We start from the raw sequence: 14,452 nt of genomic DNA, 5'->3' as shown, positions 1-14,452 counted from the left end.
AGAATGATCCGAAATCTCGCGCGCCTGATCCTGAGGCGGGAGCGCTCGGGATGGTGCTGTCAGACGAATTCGAACCAGTCTCAGTTTGCCGCGGAAACCGCGAACCTATCCGGAACAAAGCTGACGCCACTCGCTAAGAGCGGCGGCGCGGGTCAGCTTGAAGGTGTCTCGACTGGCTAGCGATCTTTCCTGGTTGAAGTGATTGTAGACGGAGGAATGGACGGAGGCGAATTTCTGTAGACTTCGCATGCGCCTGAAACGCTGCATCGCGCGTTCGCGTCGTCGAAACGGCAGGTGTGAATTCTCGGCGCGGTTGTTGAGCCACCTGCCCGTCTGTTGTTTTTCGAACGCGCCTATTTCTCTGAGCGCAGCCTTGTAGGAAGCGAAGCGATCTGTGACGACCTCCTTGGCGCAACCGTGCCGTTTCATCAATTTCCTGAGGAATTTTAGTGCTGCAGCCTTGTTTCGGCGCTTGGTGACAACGGCTTCCAGCACTTCACCTTCGTGATCTACTGCACGCCACAGATAATGTCGCTTGCCATTCACCTTTACGAAAACCTCGTCCACGTGCCACTTCCATTTCGAGAACGCGCGCAGCTGCTGCACACGCTTCCGTCGGATCTCAGCTGCAAACATTGGACCAAACCTGTTCCACCAATATCGGACGGTTTCGTGGCTCACGTCGATGCCTCGCTCGTGCAACAGATCTTCGACATTTCGAAGCGAGAGCGGGAAACGGATGTACAGCATCACCGCAAGGCGGATGACCTCGGGACTGGTTTTGAAGTACTTGAAAGAGGCAGGTTTGGTCATGGGCAAAAGCTACGCAACCGTCCTGCCTGCCTCAAGACAAGTTCTTCTGACAAGACCCAGATGACAATTGAGGAACTTTTGGTCGATTAATCTCATTGTCCGAGCAAAACCCACCAAGTGAGCTTCAGCGCTGCTTTCGTTTAACCGAAATAATGCATCCAGAGTGTTTTGGATGCCGTGCAGGGACATCTCGTGCCATAGCGTCCACGTTTCCGAGGTGCCGCAACGCTCCGTTGTTCAGCAACACACCGCGCCCTGCATCGTAACGGCGCTGTCCAAATCCGCTGGCAACGCATTCCCAGTTTTCCTTGGTCGCTGCGTTGCGGAACCTGGGTAAGTCGTGCGGGTCATGCCGTCCAGGTGTTGCTGCGACATGATCGTGTTTCTTTGAATTGCTTTGGTGGGTCAAATGGTGGGTCACTTGTGTTGTGCCAGTTGGCTGGACAGTACCGGTTGTCGGCCTTGGCTTTGGGCGCATAACTGTCACGACGCCTTGTGGTTTCGGATGTCCTGGGACGGCCACATGAGTTGCCGTAGGTTTTGGTGTCAACTGTGGAACTTGACCAGGAACTGCTGTGGGAACCTGATTGGGGGTCGCAGTTGGTACGAGCGGTGGCACAGCAGTTTGACCGTTAGGTTGAGGCGGAACCTGGCCAGGAACAGCGACTGGTATTTGGTTGGGTGTTGCTGTTGGCACCAGGGGCGGCACATTGGGTTGAGGCGGAACCTGGCCTGGGACAGCTATCGGAACTTGATTGGGAGTCCCAGTCGGAACTTGCGGCGGCACGGCAGTCGGTCCGGTAGCCAACGGCGGAACCTGATTGGGAACGGCTGTCGGAACCCGGTTTGGCGTCGGGTTTGGCACCAATGGAGGAGCTAGGGTCGGCGCTACGACGGGTGTTGGAACTTGACCGGGCACAGCTATCGGAGTTGCGATAGGAACCCGACCGGGAATTGCGTTCGGGACCGCGCCCGGCGCAAGGACTGGAACAGTAACGGACGTGGGCGTTTGCGGCGTTCCTCGAGGTGGCAACTGATTTGCCACCGGCTGCGTTGGGCCGGTAATTTGATTGCCTGGCCCTTGCCCACCGGTCTGCCCACATCCTTGGCCGGACTGGTGTGGGTTCCCTACACCTCGGCACCAACCGTATTGGTTTCCGCGGGCAAAGACCTGCGTAGCGGCCAGTCCAGCAATCAAACAAGCTGCGGAAAGTAAAGCAATGCGGTTCCGTTTCATAACATCCTCACCAACTTGTTGTCAGAGCAAGATACGCGCCAGGATCGCCAGAGTCGGTCAAAGGACCGTCCCTCAAAGGAACACCGACATATCCGGACAAGAATAGGTTTTGCTTAAACTCAATGTCCAAACCCAGACCTGTCGATGCCAGTGTAGCACTTTCAACTTCAAAACTCGCAGGGTCATTGTTCGAGATGTACCCCACGTCGAAAAAAGCAAAGGGTGTTAAGCGATGTATGCTCTGGGACCTAGGGAAGTAGGAATGAGACACTTCGAAAATCGCGGAGATCCCGGAATCACCATCTACCTCGTCAAAACGATATCCGCGCAAAGCATAACGATCACCAAGGAAGTACTCCTCTACCGAGGGCAGCCGGTCGGTTGTGAACTGGCCCCAGATCTCAGTGCGCCAAGCTGTGTTGGGCGACAAGCTCGTTAGCGGGCTTTCGTATCCAATGCCGCCCCGTAGATGCCAGAACGAGGAGTCGCCGTCGTCAAAATTCGCGTCCGTCGTATTATTGTTGCCAAACGATAAAGTTAACCCAGCCTCCAGAGTTTGCCCTTTTGGATAGTTTTGCCCATAGAGATACGTTAGGCCGACGACACCTGCGTCACTGGATAATGGCACGCCGCCACTGACTGAGTCCGCCTCGGAAAGGCGATAATCCAGCAGAAGATATCCATAACGGGCCACATCGCGGATCACGGGGTAGCCCAACGCGACGGTGAAGTTCTCGCCATCAACATCTGTTCTTGCAAACTCCCCCGAGAGGTCACGTTTTGCATTTATGTTTCCGTAGAAAACCTCACCGTATAGACCATCGCTGTTTAGCGGCGTGCGATAGGTAACAGCGCCCCACAAAGAGTGTTCGTCGTCTTTGTCCCAATTGTAGTTGCCAGACCCCTCAAATCGCAGCAAATCCCCGACAGTCAGCGTCGAATAAAACTCTTGCACGACATAGAAGCTGAGCGCTTCTCCCAGCTCACGCGGAGGGTTGTCGAGTGTCGCACTACCGGCTTGTTTTCGCAGTGGCTCTCCCAATACTCTCAGCCGAGCACCAGCCTGATCCGGGTAATCAAGTTCGGTCGACACGTCCAAGTCGGGTATGTCCTCGGCGAGCATAACTGCCCGCTCAAATTGTTTGAGAGTTATCGGGTATGCGGTGGTGAGTGGGCGAAAGATCTTTTCCAAGGTTTGGAACGTGCGCGTATCTACCCCTTCAATTTCGATGGTTTGAATGCGTCCTTCATCCACAACTATGCTCTGCCCATCGGGTCCAGGCCAGGCCTCAGCCAAGAAGTAACCGTCTTCTCGGTAGATCTGCGTAATCGTTGATGCGACATCCGCCGCTGTGATGCGCCCCGACCGGTCAAAGGCCAACTGACCGGCAAACGTTAACAGCTCATCGGTATCATACACCGTTACGCCACTGACAGAGTGCTGGGACGCGATGTCCCAAGTTTGGGCCATGCTGTATTTTGGGACTGATACAATAGCCAAAAAAGTGCAAATGATCGCAATTACAACCGAGTTGGTTACGGGCATTTTCTACAACCTTAGCATGATTGAGCATGTTAAAACCCAATCCTATTACGAGGTTTGAATGTCTGAGCTTACCGGTACTCAAATTTGATCACGACTGGTGCTTTCGAGATACACAGCGACCAGATTACAGTGCGCCTTCGTCGCCCAGGAACTCGATACCAGCTGTCGCGCCATCACTGTAAGCAATGCAATTCCAAGGAGCACGGTCCTCACCAACACCGACAGTGACTTGTGTTCCAGCTTCGCTAAACGCGGATGAGAGCACAACGACTTGCGAATTGTTCGTTGTTTTGGCTACATCTCGCAAACACGCCTGCTGAGCGGGTGTGAGTTCGGCGGACGCGCTAGACGTACTCGTTTCGTCACATGCCGCAAGCAATGCAAACAAAGTTGTGCCTGCAATCATCACTGTCTTTTTGGTCATTTTCTTCTCCATCAGGGTCCATCGAATCTAGTGAAATTGGATGCTCCTTTTTGAAGCGTCCGCTTCTACTCAGCCAATTGAGCACAGCTCGATCCGGTGCTTACCTATCTCAAAGATTTGTCGCCAACGGATTGGTCGGGGGAACGATATCGAGTTGATTGCCGGGGCCGGCAACAACGGAGGTAAAATAAAGTTGTGTCGAATTCGCATGTTTGAATCAAATTTTTAATAAATCAATATTTTTTCCGCGCGTAAATTTCTCTACGCTCTCGTACGATAGGCCTCTGCGTTCAAACAAAAAAGTAACTGGGAGCTAAGAGTGTGTTCCCCTGAGCGGCGAAGCGATTTGAGGCCGTACAAAAACAATGAAGGGATTGAAAGATGGGATTTGGTGAAGCCGTTAAGACGTGTTTCTCGAAATACTTCCAGTTCTCCGGTCGGGCTATACGCTCAGAATACTGGTGGTTCTTCTTGTTTGTGGTTCTCGTGAGTGCCGCTTTAGCTGTGCTGGATACGATCATATTCGGGACCAACCCCGAAACAGGCCAGGGATCTCGGGTCCTGTCCTCTGTTTTCCAACTGGCTGTTCTCATACCTATGCTGGCCGCCGGTTGGCGAAGGCTGCATGATACAGGACGACCTGGCTGGTATTTGCTGCTGCCGATGGCGCTCAGCATTACAACGCTCTTTGTTATGCTGGGTGGGGTGGCGTTCTTTTCGGTATTGGAGCAAGGGACGGAAAACCCCGATGCATTGCGAGGACCTGCGGCCGTCCTGGGCGTGACCGGTATTGTTGTTGTCTCAATTCTTCAATTGGTTCTCTCCATTCTGATGATCTGGTGGTTGACGCGCCCTTCGGAAGAAGGCGCAAACGAATACGGCGAGCCTGTTTCCTGACCTGGTTGTCCGGGCAACGGGCCGGAATTTCTGCTGAATGACAGTGCGAACCGTAACTCAATGGAGAGAAAAAATGAGCTTCAAAACCATTTCCATTGGAATGCTACTGATGGCAGGAGCGACCACAGCATCAGCGGAGTGGTCGTTCAACTCCGGGCCTAATCCCAATGCATTTAATCAAACCGGAAACATGACCCTGGAACTTCAGTGTAACCGTATCCGCTTCGCTCCAGCTGGATATGAGGACAGCCAGGACATTGTGGAGAAGCAAGGGCTTTCCATTCGTTTTTTGAAGAACGGCACTACCGAGGTTGGGGCATTTCAGGTTGGCGCAGAAAACGCTGCCGTGCAGATCGTCGACAACTATCCCGTCGAGGTCAGTTTCAATAGTCAAGAGGACTATGGTTTTGTACTGGACCAGCTTGCGGCCAATGCATCGGTTAATCTGTCGATGATTGATCAAGATGTCAGCTACGGAATCTTTGACTTGAAGGGTTCCAGCGCAGCAATTCGGTCCCTTCGTTCCGCCTGCGACTCAGATGCTAGCCAAGGGACCTCCTACGAAGCACCCGAAGGCATCGTCTATTGTGGTGGCGGAGCGAAAAAACGCCAAATCGAATATGTAATTCTGGACAATCCAGAGGGGGAGTGGGACGCGCGAGTAACGGTCAACGGCGAGTCGATCAGAGCCATGACGGCCTACAGTTACTTCGGAAACTATGAGCCGCCCGCCGGATTTGTCGTCGCCCTGCTTGGGGAAGACAGGTCCGAGTTTCTGATTTTTAGCGAAGGCTCGGTAAACTGGCTGGAATACGGGGACTACAGATATGATCAGTGCAATTGATGCCACCTTCCAAACAGCTTCCCAAATAGTGCGTCAATTGAAAGGTTTAGTTTCCAGGTTTGTGCTGGTCTCTGGTCTAGTATGGAACTCACCAGCTGTCGCGGCTGATGTATCGCAACTTCCGCCCGGTTTGCAGGCGAAGGTTGATCTGGCGGCACAGGCCTGCGCGGAGTTCAACGACGGTCAGTTTGACTTAGACTGGGGTGCGGTTGAGAGGGTCGATCTCGACGGAGATCTACGACGCGACTGGGTTCTGAATGAGTCTGGTTTCGCGTGTTCAAGCGCCGCATCTTTTTATTGCGGAACTGGCGGATGCATGTCGCATTTTTGGGTTGGTGAAGAGGTGCACTCCTTGCTCAATCAAGGCTGGACAGTCGTTGATTTTGGGCGCCAACGCGTTGTTGTGGCAGGTATTCATGGATCCAATTGCGACGGAATAAACCCAACGCCTTGCGTTACGGCCAGTGTTTGGGACGCGGACGCTAAAACGTGGCGCTCGTCTGCTGGTGATTGGGAGTAAACTGCAATTGGGCACCGTATAGAAGCCTGAGAGCCTGTTTGTTCGATGGGTTCTCTGTAGCATGCAAACTTTGGGCGAAGTTTCAGCATATTAATTTATAAAATCAATCTTATACATGTAGAAGTTTAAACGCACCTACACCCAGTCTCGGAATTGCAAAATCTTTTTACGAATGTCCGCTTCGGGCTCAAGGCAGACGTTCGCTCACCTACGCTCAATGACTGAATTGCGGACGAAGCGGTCTGTGGTTCTCCAATCAAATCGGCCGACCTTAAGTTTACAGTACACGGTTGTGGAGAGTGAGAAGGATTTGTTGTCTTCACTTCCGGAAGTATAGTGTCTCAATTGGCACCCTTATTGCATGCTGAGCAGGACGTTATGGCTCACGAGCGTCCAGATACCTTCCGGTTAAGCCCTTTTGAGTGTCAGATGGTATCGTCCCAAAATTAGGTTGTTGGTTGTTCGGGTGCGTCACCTAGAGCCAGCAGCAAAAGAATAGCCAAAAGAGGTGATCCAACCAGACCGATCAGGAACCAGATCAAACCGGATCGGTTGCGCCGCCCTGCCATCGTGATCGGCAGGATATAAAGCCAGATCACGACAACCAGCAAGATGAGCATAAAAATCAACTGGATAACTGGTGCGTCCATGAAATTTTGCCTTTCGTATCTTGACGCCATTTTAAAAACGGCTGATCCGGTTAGATAGACAATGGCCCGAAAGCGTTTTCGGGTATTAATTTAGCCCAACATGGGTCCCGGGCGTCCCAACCCTCTCCCTTTGCGTTCCTTGGCTATCAGACAGTGCCGTCCAAATGTTTGGTGTTTTCCGGGTCACAAGGTAGCAAGGTCGGCAAAACGGATAAAGTGGGTGTTCAAGGAACGTTTTAAAGCGCCTTTTCAATGAACTTTGAAAAAAGCTCACCCTGCGAGTTGATCCTAAGTTTCGCGTAAATGTTGCGTCTGTGGATGCGGACTGTGCCTGGAGAAATGCCGAGAATTGTGCCAACAGCTTCTGCCGAATGGCCCTTCAATGTGAACTCAACGACTTCTCGTTCTCGTGGCGTCAGAACGCCATCGCCAAATGCCTGGAATGCTAGATCAACGCGACGACTAACGCCATTCGCTGCGGCGCCGCGGGCCATCGTTGGAAAGTCACTCCAATGTTTGCAACAGGCTGCCCGAACGAGCGGCCATAGAGCGTGCAAATGACGAATTTCCTTGGCGGAAAAAGGCTTCTCTGCTCGCATGAGCGAGACCACAACCATCCCAGCGCCTGGGATATCGATAAAGTAGCCAATCTCCTCTGCTAACCCAGTCCTTTTGTAATAGCTGCGATAGTATTCGCCCTGATAGAACCTGTCCGGTGCGATATCGCGCATGCGGTACAGACCCGGTGTTATTGGTTTTGTCGCGGCCAAAAAAAATGGATCAAGTACGTAGGGCCCGGCTTGGTAATCCTCAACAAAAATACGCCGTTTGCTTTTGGGGAAATCGTCGTGAAGGTCTATTGGTGCTTCGGTTCCAACATGGCCAAACACCACCGTAAAATCAAATGGTGCGACCTGCCGTAAGCCATCTGCCAAAGCACATGGAAATTCTGGGGTTCCGATCTTCTCCACGACCCTGCCGGCCTCTTCCATCCAATCGTACACACGCCGCTCCAGATTTTCGAAAAGCACCTCTATACCCCAATTGTGGTATATACAGTTATTCCGAGTTATTGTTACTTTTTCCTTGTTTGAGTGGTATGCCAACAAATGCCAAAAAATCAAGCAAAAGGAAAACGGCAGTATATGAGCTTTGACATGAGCGTCACCATGCAGACGATTGCGGAACTCCGAGGAGTGACCAAGACCTTCGGGAATGTGGTCGCCGCCAAAGACCTGAATCTTTCCATTGGGAAAGGAGAGTTCCTGTCGTTCTTAGGCCCATCTGGTTGCGGCAAAACCACTGCGCTTAGAATGTTGGCAGGTTTCGAGAAGCCAACCGAAGGTCAGGTGTTGCTCGATGGAGAAGTCGTCAACGACTTGGATGCGCACCATCGCCCAGTCAACATGGTGTTTCAGCACTATGCTCTTTTTCCTCACCTAAGCGTGTTCGACAACATCGCGTACGGCCTGCGCCAACAACGACCACGCGGAGACAAACAAACAATCGCGACAAAGGTTGAGCAAGCGCTGGAAACTGTCCGTCTTGGTGGGTTTGGCCCACGTCGCATCTGGGAGATGTCTGGTGGTCAGCAGCAACGCGTCGCTTTGGCGCGTGCGATCGTAAACGAGCCCAAGCTTTTGCTGCTTGATGAACCAATGGCTGCTCTGGATCGAAAGCTTCGAAAAGAAATGCAGTTTGAACTGCAGAACCTGCAACGACAACTGGGAATAACTTTTGTCCTCGTCACGCACGACCAAGAAGAAGCGCTTTCAATGTCCGACCGAATTTGTGTGATGGAAGGCGGCAGTATTGTGCAGGTTGGCAGCCCACGCGAACTCTATGACATGCCCCGCAGCCGCTACGTGGCTGGATTTGTAGGCACCTCAAATTTCTTTGATGCAACTGTGACTGACTCAGCAGCCGACCAAATCACTGTGCGTTTAGCGAGTGGCCAAAAGGTGCACGGAACTCCGGAGATTCCAATAGATGCAGGGCAGGAAGTGTGCGTTAGTATCCGTCCTGAACAGATCACGCTGACCCGCGCGCTACCCACAGCTGAAATCGCTCTGCCAGTTACCATTCAAAATCGGATCTTCCTTGGGGAGCACACAGAATACCTTGCGCGCAACGAAGCACTGGGTGATTTCCACGTACTTGTGCCAAGGCAAGCGGAATTGAACGAGGGGACGTTCAATGCAGGAGAGCAGGCCTTTGTTTCATGGGGCGAAGGCGCACTGCTGATCCTGGAAAAATAACAAATCCCGCAATCCAACAACAGAGAGGTTCACAATGACCAAGGATAATGGGACTATTTCCAAGCAAAAGTTCATGGAAGAGCTTCGCCGGTACCAAAAGGGTTCGGTTACACGGCGACATTTCTTAGGCGTGACAGGTCTTGGGATGGCAACGGCCGTTCTGGGCACGGCCATTCCTGGGTTGCGTCCACGCCCGGCATTTGCTGCCGGGGACATTGGCGACCGAGTGATCCTCGCCACATGGCCGAACTACCATGACGAGATGAACTTCGAAGCCTTCACGGAAGCCACTGGCGCCCATGTTCAGGTCAATGTTTTTGGCTCGAACGAAGAGATGTTGGCAAAACTACAGGCTGGAGGGTCTGGCTGGGACGTTTTCGTTCCAACCAACTACACGATCACTACGTATGTGGGTGAAGATCTGATCATCCCGCTCGATACGTCCAAACTGCCAAACTACGACGCAGGTTCATTCGAACAGCGCTTTTCCGATGCCGGTTCTGTCGATGGCCAGCTTTACGCGGTGCCAAAAAACTGGGGCACGACTGGCTTTGCAGTGAACACCAGCAAGCTTGACGGCGCTCCGACTCCAACCACATGGAAAGAGTTCTGGGACCTTACTATGGAAGGTTACTCAGGCCGGACAATGGTGCATGATTACCAACTCACCACCATCGGTAATGCCCTGAAATACTTCGGCTACTCCTTCAACTCGGTCGATGAGAAGGAACTGGCGGATGCCGAGAAATTGTTGCTGGATGCCAAACCGCATCTGTTTGCAATCTCGTCGGATTATCAGCCACCGATGCGTAACGGTGACGCCTGGATGACGATGTGCTGGACAGGTGACGGCAAGCAGATGAATGTCGACATGCCTGAAATCGCCTACGTTCTGGGAACTGAGGGCGGTGAACTCTGGTCCGACTACTACGCTATTCCTAAGGGCGCACCCCATACGGATGCCGCTTATGCCTTGATCGACTTCCTGCTGAACCCGGAAGTTAATGCGAAAGAAGTTCTCGCTCACGGCTATCCATCGGCTGATGCTCGCACCAATGCGTTGCTGCCGAAGGAACTACTGGAAGATCCGATCCTTTATCCGGCAGCTGACCTTCTGAATGCACTCGAGTTCGGCGCGGCGGCTACACTAACCGATCCAAACCGTGCCGAGTTGCTCGCCCGCTTCAAGTCGGCCTAAGCAGCAAGGCCGCCAATATCGGAAAAGACGAGGACAAAATGACCGAACGAGGCAGAAAAGCACTGTTGCTGGCTCCAGCAGGAATATGGCTTTTGGTAATGCTAGCCCTTCCTCTGCTGGTCGTCTTCGTCTTTTCCTTTGGCGAACGGGGTGCCGCCGGAGGCTACGTTCCAGCGTTCACGTTGGAACAATATGCCAACCTTCCTGCGCGATGGACGGCGTTTAAGAACACTTTGATCCTTGCACCTCTGGGGACTATCGCTGCGTTGGTAATTGCCTACCCGCTCGCCTACTTTCTTGCAGTGCGTTGTTCACCAAAGTGGAGAACTTCGCTGTTGATCCTAGTGATCGTGCCGTTCTGGACATCGATCCTGATCCGGTCATACGCTTGGATTTTCATCCTTGGGGGGCGTGGCTTGCCCGCTTTACTGGAGTCGATCGGCATCGATGATATCCGCCTGATAAATACGCCGTTCGCTGTGCTTGTCGGGATTGTCTATGGGTATCTACCTCTGATGGTTTTCCCGATTTTTGTAAGCTTAGACAAACTGGATAAACGCCTACTGGAAGCATCGGCTGATCTCGGCTCTACCCCATGGCGTACGTTCCGTCAGGTGACACTTCCTTTGTCGGTGCCTGGTATCGCAACTGGCTGCATGCTGGTCTTCATCTTGCTGATGGGCGAGTTTCTGATCCCAGCGATCTTGGGCGGCGGAAAGGTCTTTTTCGTCGGAAATGCGCTGGTGGACCTGTTCCTGCAGTCTCGGAACTGGGCGTACGGATCGGCGGTCGCAATGACTCTGGTTGTCGTAATGCTTGTCACTGTCTCAATTTACATGAAATTCATCTCGCGCCTGGGTGGCCAGCGCGAAGATGTCTCGCTGATGTGAGGGTCCGATGCGCTTATACGCGATTTGCGTCTACCTTTTTCTCTATATTCCAATCGGCATCATCGCGCTTTTCAGCTTTAATGCCGGACGACACGCAAGCCAGTTCATGGGGTTCTCGACCCAATGGTATGGTAAAGCGCTGAACAACCCATTTGTAATGGACGCGCTCGAGACCAGTCTGCTTGCGGCATTCATAACTGCTTGCCTCGCATCCACTCTCGGAACCATGGCAGCCATCGCTTTACAAGGGGTTAAGGGATGGCTCCGAACTTTGTTTGATGCGATGATTTATATTGCGATAATGATACCCGGTATCGTCATCGGCATCGCGACGCTCATTGCCCTGGTCACCGTATTCGGCTGGCTAAACCCGCTTCTTGCAAGCCTATGGCCCGATGGAGCAAATCCCCCGCAACTTTCCATGGGGATGCCCACGCTTGTCGCCGCACACACCATGTTCACAATGGCGCTGGTCATAATCATCGTACGTGCAAGGCTATCGGGTATGGACCGCGCGCTCATGGAAGCTTCGGCTGACCTCTTTGCGACGCCCTGGGGCACCTTTCGACAGGTGACCCTGCCGTTGATAGCACCGGCAATTTTGGCAGGCTTCCTGCTCAGCTTCACTTTCTCATTTGATGATTTCATCATCGCGTTCTTCGTAGCTGGCTCAGAAACAACCCTGCCAATCTACATATTCTCATCCATCCGGCGCGGCGTAACACCCGAGATCAATGCCATCGGCACTATGGTTATGGGCGCGTCGCTCTTGTTGCTCGTAGCAGCGCAGCTGCTTTTGCGCCGAGGCGCCTCAAAATCGAATAATTAAATAAAGGAGCCAAGTGACATGCGGCTTGCAGGTAAGGTCGCGCTCGTGACGGGCGCGGGATCAGGAATTGGTCGGGCGGGTTCAATGGCAATGGCACAAGAGGGTGCGCATGTTGTGGTAACCGATCGCGATGCAACACTTGCTGAAGCCACTTTGGCCGCGATCGTTGCGCAGGGAAATCAAGCATCTGCCATACAGCTTGATGTGACCGATGACGATGCCCTTACCAGAACCATAGACGAAGCAGTTAAAAACTTCGGTCGGCTTGACGTGTTGCACTCTCACGCTGGGTTGCAGATCGAAGGAACGCTGGAAGAAGTGGAACCAGATGGAATGGATGCTTCTTGGGCATTGAATGTCCGCGCTCACTTCATTGCCGCGCGTGCAGTCGTCGCCCATATGAAATCACAAGGTGGAGGCAGCGTGATCGTCACGGCCTCCAATTCTGGGGTTCAATATGACCGGGGTATGATCGCCTATGCGACTACAAAGCACGCTGCTGTTGCGATGGTTCGGCAGATGGCAGCCGACTACGCTGTCCATGCAATCCGTTTCAATGCCCTATGTCCAGGATTTGTAGACACCCCTTTCAATGCAGGCTTCGAAAAGCAGATGGGAGGCCGTGCCAAACTGGAAAGCTACATCGAGCAGGCGATCCCCATGAGTCGATGGGCGACAGTTGAAGAGATTGGCCATGGGATTGTCTATTTAGCTTCAGATGAATCCGCTTTTATGACGGGGCAAGCCCTGGTTATCGATGGCGGTGAATGCATTTAGTGATGGGTTAGACCGCTCAAGAGAATGTCTATCGCCGCAATTCATTTTGGCGAGCACATTTCAGTCCGCTTTGGGCTCGAGGCAGACGTTCGCTCACCTACGCTCAATGACTGCATTGCGGACAAATCCGCCGCTCCCATTGCCGAGAACGATGGAGGCAATCAGCCCAAAGCGGTCATGCTTGATCAGCACGTTGGGCGGCAAGCGGGAGTTCGCTGCGGATAGCATGGAGGTCTCCTTTCCCATCGATTGCTCCCCGCGAAGGGCTCGCCGGTTCATGCATCTCTTCGGCATTACCATTGGCGACCGAGGTTCCAAGAGATTGCGGTAGTCGAGAAGTCGCAGCGGGGTCAGGCTAATCTGCAGGCGCTCCGGCAATTTGGGCCTCTTGTGCCTCCTTATTGCGCCAATCTTTCGGGGATATGCCGAAGTTCCGCGTGAAGGCTCGGGTGAGTGCCGATGTTTCGGACAAGCCGACCAATTGGGCGATCTCCTTGATCGAATGATCAGATGTGGTGAGCAGTTCGGAGGCCTTTTCCATCCGCAGCCGGTTGATCACCTTGGACGCCGTTGTTCCGTAGGAGGACAAGCGCTTGTTCAGCACCTTGGTGGTGATGCTGCACATCCGGGCGGCCTCGCTCACCGTCAGCGCCGGATCGGACAGCCTTGATCGCACGAGAATTTCGAAGCCTTCGAGGTAGTCCAGGGGCACATCGACCTGAACCGGTTCTTCGATATCATTGTCGTGGTTCACGAGGAGTTCGGGGTTGATTGGAAGCGACAGCCAGGCCGCCGGAAAGCGGATGGAGAATCCCCTGTTGTTGCACTTGATGCCCCGCACGCCATGAAACTGCTCCGGCAGCAGGGTCGGATCGCAGAGGCGCAGAACAACCTGGGTTGGATCCCATCGGAAATCGAGAACACGGTGCAGCAGGGAGATCCAGATCCCGACGAGAAAGGCGTCCGAATGGCCCGGCGACACCTCGGGTTCGAAATTGCGACTGGTGGTGAAGTAGGCGTGTTCCTCCTCGATCAGGAGCCGGAAGGACACCGCGTTGCTTTCCTTCGAGACGATCTGGGTGAACCGGGTGAAGAAATCGCCAAGGGTCACCGACTGGCCGAGGAGCGCCCCACGCGGCAGGAACTTCAACAGGTCTGTCTGTTGTCCCGCCAAGGCGCAGATATCCGGCCGGGTGATGTCGGCGATGGAGGCCAGCGCCGCATAGACCGTGTCATGCGGGATGAACTCGGCCGGGTTCAGGACCTGTTCCTCGCTCAATCCATGCAGCCCGAGCGCAAAGGCCGGATCCGCATCGAGCCGCCGCATCATCGCTACGACGGGGCCGAGGACCGTAGCACGTACGAGGGACAAACCGTCCTTTTGTTCTCCTTGCGGCATCCACATCACCCTTTCGCTCTCCGACACGCTACGGGCGCGGGCGCCTGACGGCCAAGCAGAAATTGGCTGAAATTGACCGGATCGGGTCAGAAAAATGCACCACGGGATCAGCGGGTCAAAAGAATCTCGGGGCACATGTGCATAGTGGGAGGATCGGTCCGCAGGAAGAC

15 protein-coding genes are annotated in these 14,452 nt (G+C 53.5%); 8 read left to right on the top strand and 7 right to left on the bottom strand.

What is annotated here, in order from left to right; translation table 11 throughout:
* Positions 1 to 105 precede the first annotated feature (105 nt).
* From ACR3EK_RS05115 to ACR3EK_RS05105, 3 genes are all read right to left on the bottom strand, one after another.
* A complete protein-coding gene (locus ACR3EK_RS05115; protein WP_010442732.1) occupies positions 106 to 813 on the bottom strand; it encodes an IS6 family transposase in 708 nt (235 codons plus the stop codon).
* Positions 814 to 2,057: 1,244 nt separating this feature from the next.
* The gene (locus ACR3EK_RS05110; RefSeq protein ID WP_170366794.1) at positions 2,058 to 3,596 is read right to left on the bottom strand and encodes a ShlB/FhaC/HecB family hemolysin secretion/activation protein; all 1,539 of its coding nucleotides are present in this window, start codon (positions 3,594 to 3,596) and stop codon (positions 2,058 to 2,060) included.
* Positions 3,597 to 3,720: 124 nt separating this feature from the next.
* Positions 3,721 to 4,020: a hypothetical protein gene (locus tag ACR3EK_RS05105; protein WP_170343556.1), complete on the bottom strand. Its 300-nt coding sequence runs from the start codon at positions 4,018 to 4,020 to the stop codon at positions 3,721 to 3,723.
* Positions 4,021 to 4,401: 381 nt separating this feature from the next.
* Between ACR3EK_RS05105 and ACR3EK_RS05100 the strand changes: the two genes are divergently transcribed.
* The 3 genes from ACR3EK_RS05100 (at position 4,402) to ACR3EK_RS05090 (ending at position 6,281) form a co-directional block, all read left to right on the top strand.
* Positions 4,402 to 4,917, top strand: a complete 516-nt coding sequence (locus tag ACR3EK_RS05100; protein WP_170357387.1) for a DUF805 domain-containing protein — start codon at positions 4,402 to 4,404, stop codon at positions 4,915 to 4,917.
* A 73-nt stretch (positions 4,918 to 4,990) separates the two neighbouring features.
* On the top strand, positions 4,991 to 5,761 hold the full coding sequence (locus ACR3EK_RS05095) for a hypothetical protein (protein ID WP_170343554.1): 771 nt from the start codon (positions 4,991 to 4,993) through the stop codon (positions 5,759 to 5,761).
* Positions 5,745 to 6,281 (top strand): hypothetical protein, encoded by a 537-nt coding sequence (locus ACR3EK_RS05090; RefSeq protein WP_170450522.1) that lies wholly within the window; start codon positions 5,745 to 5,747, stop codon positions 6,279 to 6,281. The genes ACR3EK_RS05095 and ACR3EK_RS05090 overlap by 17 nt, the downstream gene beginning before the upstream one ends.
* Before the next feature lie 446 nt (positions 6,282 to 6,727).
* Here ACR3EK_RS05090 and ACR3EK_RS05085 read toward each other — a convergent pair whose 3' ends face one another.
* Positions 6,728 to 6,931, bottom strand: a complete 204-nt coding sequence (locus tag ACR3EK_RS05085; protein WP_058283652.1) for a hypothetical protein — start codon at positions 6,929 to 6,931, stop codon at positions 6,728 to 6,730.
* 236 nt (positions 6,932 to 7,167) lie between these two features.
* Complete coding sequence (locus tag ACR3EK_RS05080; RefSeq protein WP_170343062.1) at positions 7,168 to 7,923, bottom strand: helix-turn-helix transcriptional regulator; 756 nt, start codon at positions 7,921 to 7,923, stop codon at positions 7,168 to 7,170.
* Positions 7,924 to 8,076: 153 nt separating this feature from the next.
* Between ACR3EK_RS05080 and ACR3EK_RS05075 the strand changes: the two genes are divergently transcribed.
* The 5 genes from ACR3EK_RS05075 to ACR3EK_RS05055 are packed head-to-tail and all read left to right on the top strand — an operon-like array spanning position 8,077 to position 12,883.
* Entirely contained in the window at positions 8,077 to 9,189 is a 1,113-nt protein-coding gene (locus ACR3EK_RS05075; protein WP_170343552.1) for an ABC transporter ATP-binding protein, read from the top strand.
* A 34-nt stretch (positions 9,190 to 9,223) separates the two neighbouring features.
* Positions 9,224 to 10,387 carry an ABC transporter substrate-binding protein gene (locus ACR3EK_RS05070; protein ID WP_480632828.1) on the top strand — a complete coding sequence of 388 codons (1,164 nt, stop codon included), beginning with the start codon at positions 9,224 to 9,226 and terminating at the stop codon, positions 10,385 to 10,387.
* 38 nt (positions 10,388 to 10,425) lie between these two features.
* Positions 10,426 to 11,277 (top strand): ABC transporter permease, encoded by an 852-nt coding sequence (locus ACR3EK_RS05065; protein WP_093962199.1) that lies wholly within the window; start codon positions 10,426 to 10,428, stop codon positions 11,275 to 11,277.
* A 7-nt stretch (positions 11,278 to 11,284) separates the two neighbouring features.
* Complete coding sequence (locus ACR3EK_RS05060) at positions 11,285 to 12,106, top strand: ABC transporter permease (RefSeq protein ID WP_010442232.1); 822 nt, start codon at positions 11,285 to 11,287, stop codon at positions 12,104 to 12,106.
* An 18-nt stretch (positions 12,107 to 12,124) separates the two neighbouring features.
* The gene (locus tag ACR3EK_RS05055; RefSeq protein ID WP_480632827.1) at positions 12,125 to 12,883 is read left to right on the top strand and encodes an SDR family NAD(P)-dependent oxidoreductase; all 759 of its coding nucleotides are present in this window, start codon (positions 12,125 to 12,127) and stop codon (positions 12,881 to 12,883) included.
* Positions 12,884 to 12,976: 93 nt separating this feature from the next.
* On the opposite strand, the gene ACR3EK_RS05050 is transcribed toward ACR3EK_RS05055, so the two are convergent.
* The gene (locus ACR3EK_RS05050; protein WP_261392068.1) at positions 12,977 to 13,111 is read right to left on the bottom strand and encodes a hypothetical protein; all 135 of its coding nucleotides are present in this window, start codon (positions 13,109 to 13,111) and stop codon (positions 12,977 to 12,979) included.
* A gap of 127 nt (positions 13,112 to 13,238) precedes the next feature.
* Positions 13,239 to 14,309 carry a helix-turn-helix domain-containing protein gene (locus ACR3EK_RS05045; protein WP_170364437.1) on the bottom strand — a complete coding sequence of 357 codons (1,071 nt, stop codon included), beginning with the start codon at positions 14,307 to 14,309 and terminating at the stop codon, positions 13,239 to 13,241.
* Between the last annotated feature and the right edge of the window lie 143 nt (positions 14,310 to 14,452).

The sequence above is a fragment of the Ruegeria sp. BC8 genome (assembly GCF_056535705.1).
Note: the sequence above shows the minus strand (reverse complement) of the source record. Positions and strands in the feature narration are given on the sequence as shown.

Coding starts and splice junctions, on each gene's coding strand:
- ACR3EK_RS05115 (WP_010442732.1), bottom strand. CDS start 813: ATGACCAAACCTGCCTCTTTCAAGTACTTCAAAACCAGTCCCGAGGTC.
- ACR3EK_RS05110 (WP_170366794.1), bottom strand. CDS start 3,596: ATGCCCGTAACCAACTCGGTTGTAATTGCGATCATTTGCACTTTTTTG.
- ACR3EK_RS05105 (WP_170343556.1), bottom strand. CDS start 4,020: ATGACCAAAAAGACAGTGATGATTGCAGGCACAACTTTGTTTGCATTG.
- ACR3EK_RS05100 (WP_170357387.1), top strand. CDS start 4,402: ATGGGATTTGGTGAAGCCGTTAAGACGTGTTTCTCGAAATACTTCCAG.
- ACR3EK_RS05095 (WP_170343554.1), top strand. CDS start 4,991: ATGAGCTTCAAAACCATTTCCATTGGAATGCTACTGATGGCAGGAGCG.
- ACR3EK_RS05090 (WP_170450522.1), top strand. CDS start 5,745: ATGATCAGTGCAATTGATGCCACCTTCCAAACAGCTTCCCAAATAGTG.
- ACR3EK_RS05085 (WP_058283652.1), bottom strand. CDS start 6,931: ATGGACGCACCAGTTATCCAGTTGATTTTTATGCTCATCTTGCTGGTT.
- ACR3EK_RS05080 (WP_170343062.1), bottom strand. CDS start 7,923: ATGGAAGAGGCCGGCAGGGTCGTGGAGAAGATCGGAACCCCAGAATTT.
- ACR3EK_RS05075 (WP_170343552.1), top strand. CDS start 8,077: ATGAGCTTTGACATGAGCGTCACCATGCAGACGATTGCGGAACTCCGA.
- ACR3EK_RS05070 (WP_480632828.1), top strand. CDS start 9,224: ATGACCAAGGATAATGGGACTATTTCCAAGCAAAAGTTCATGGAAGAG.
- ACR3EK_RS05065 (WP_093962199.1), top strand. CDS start 10,426: ATGACCGAACGAGGCAGAAAAGCACTGTTGCTGGCTCCAGCAGGAATA.
- ACR3EK_RS05060 (WP_010442232.1), top strand. CDS start 11,285: ATGCGCTTATACGCGATTTGCGTCTACCTTTTTCTCTATATTCCAATC.
- ACR3EK_RS05055 (WP_480632827.1), top strand. CDS start 12,125: ATGCGGCTTGCAGGTAAGGTCGCGCTCGTGACGGGCGCGGGATCAGGA.
- ACR3EK_RS05050 (WP_261392068.1), bottom strand. CDS start 13,111: ATGCTATCCGCAGCGAACTCCCGCTTGCCGCCCAACGTGCTGATCAAG.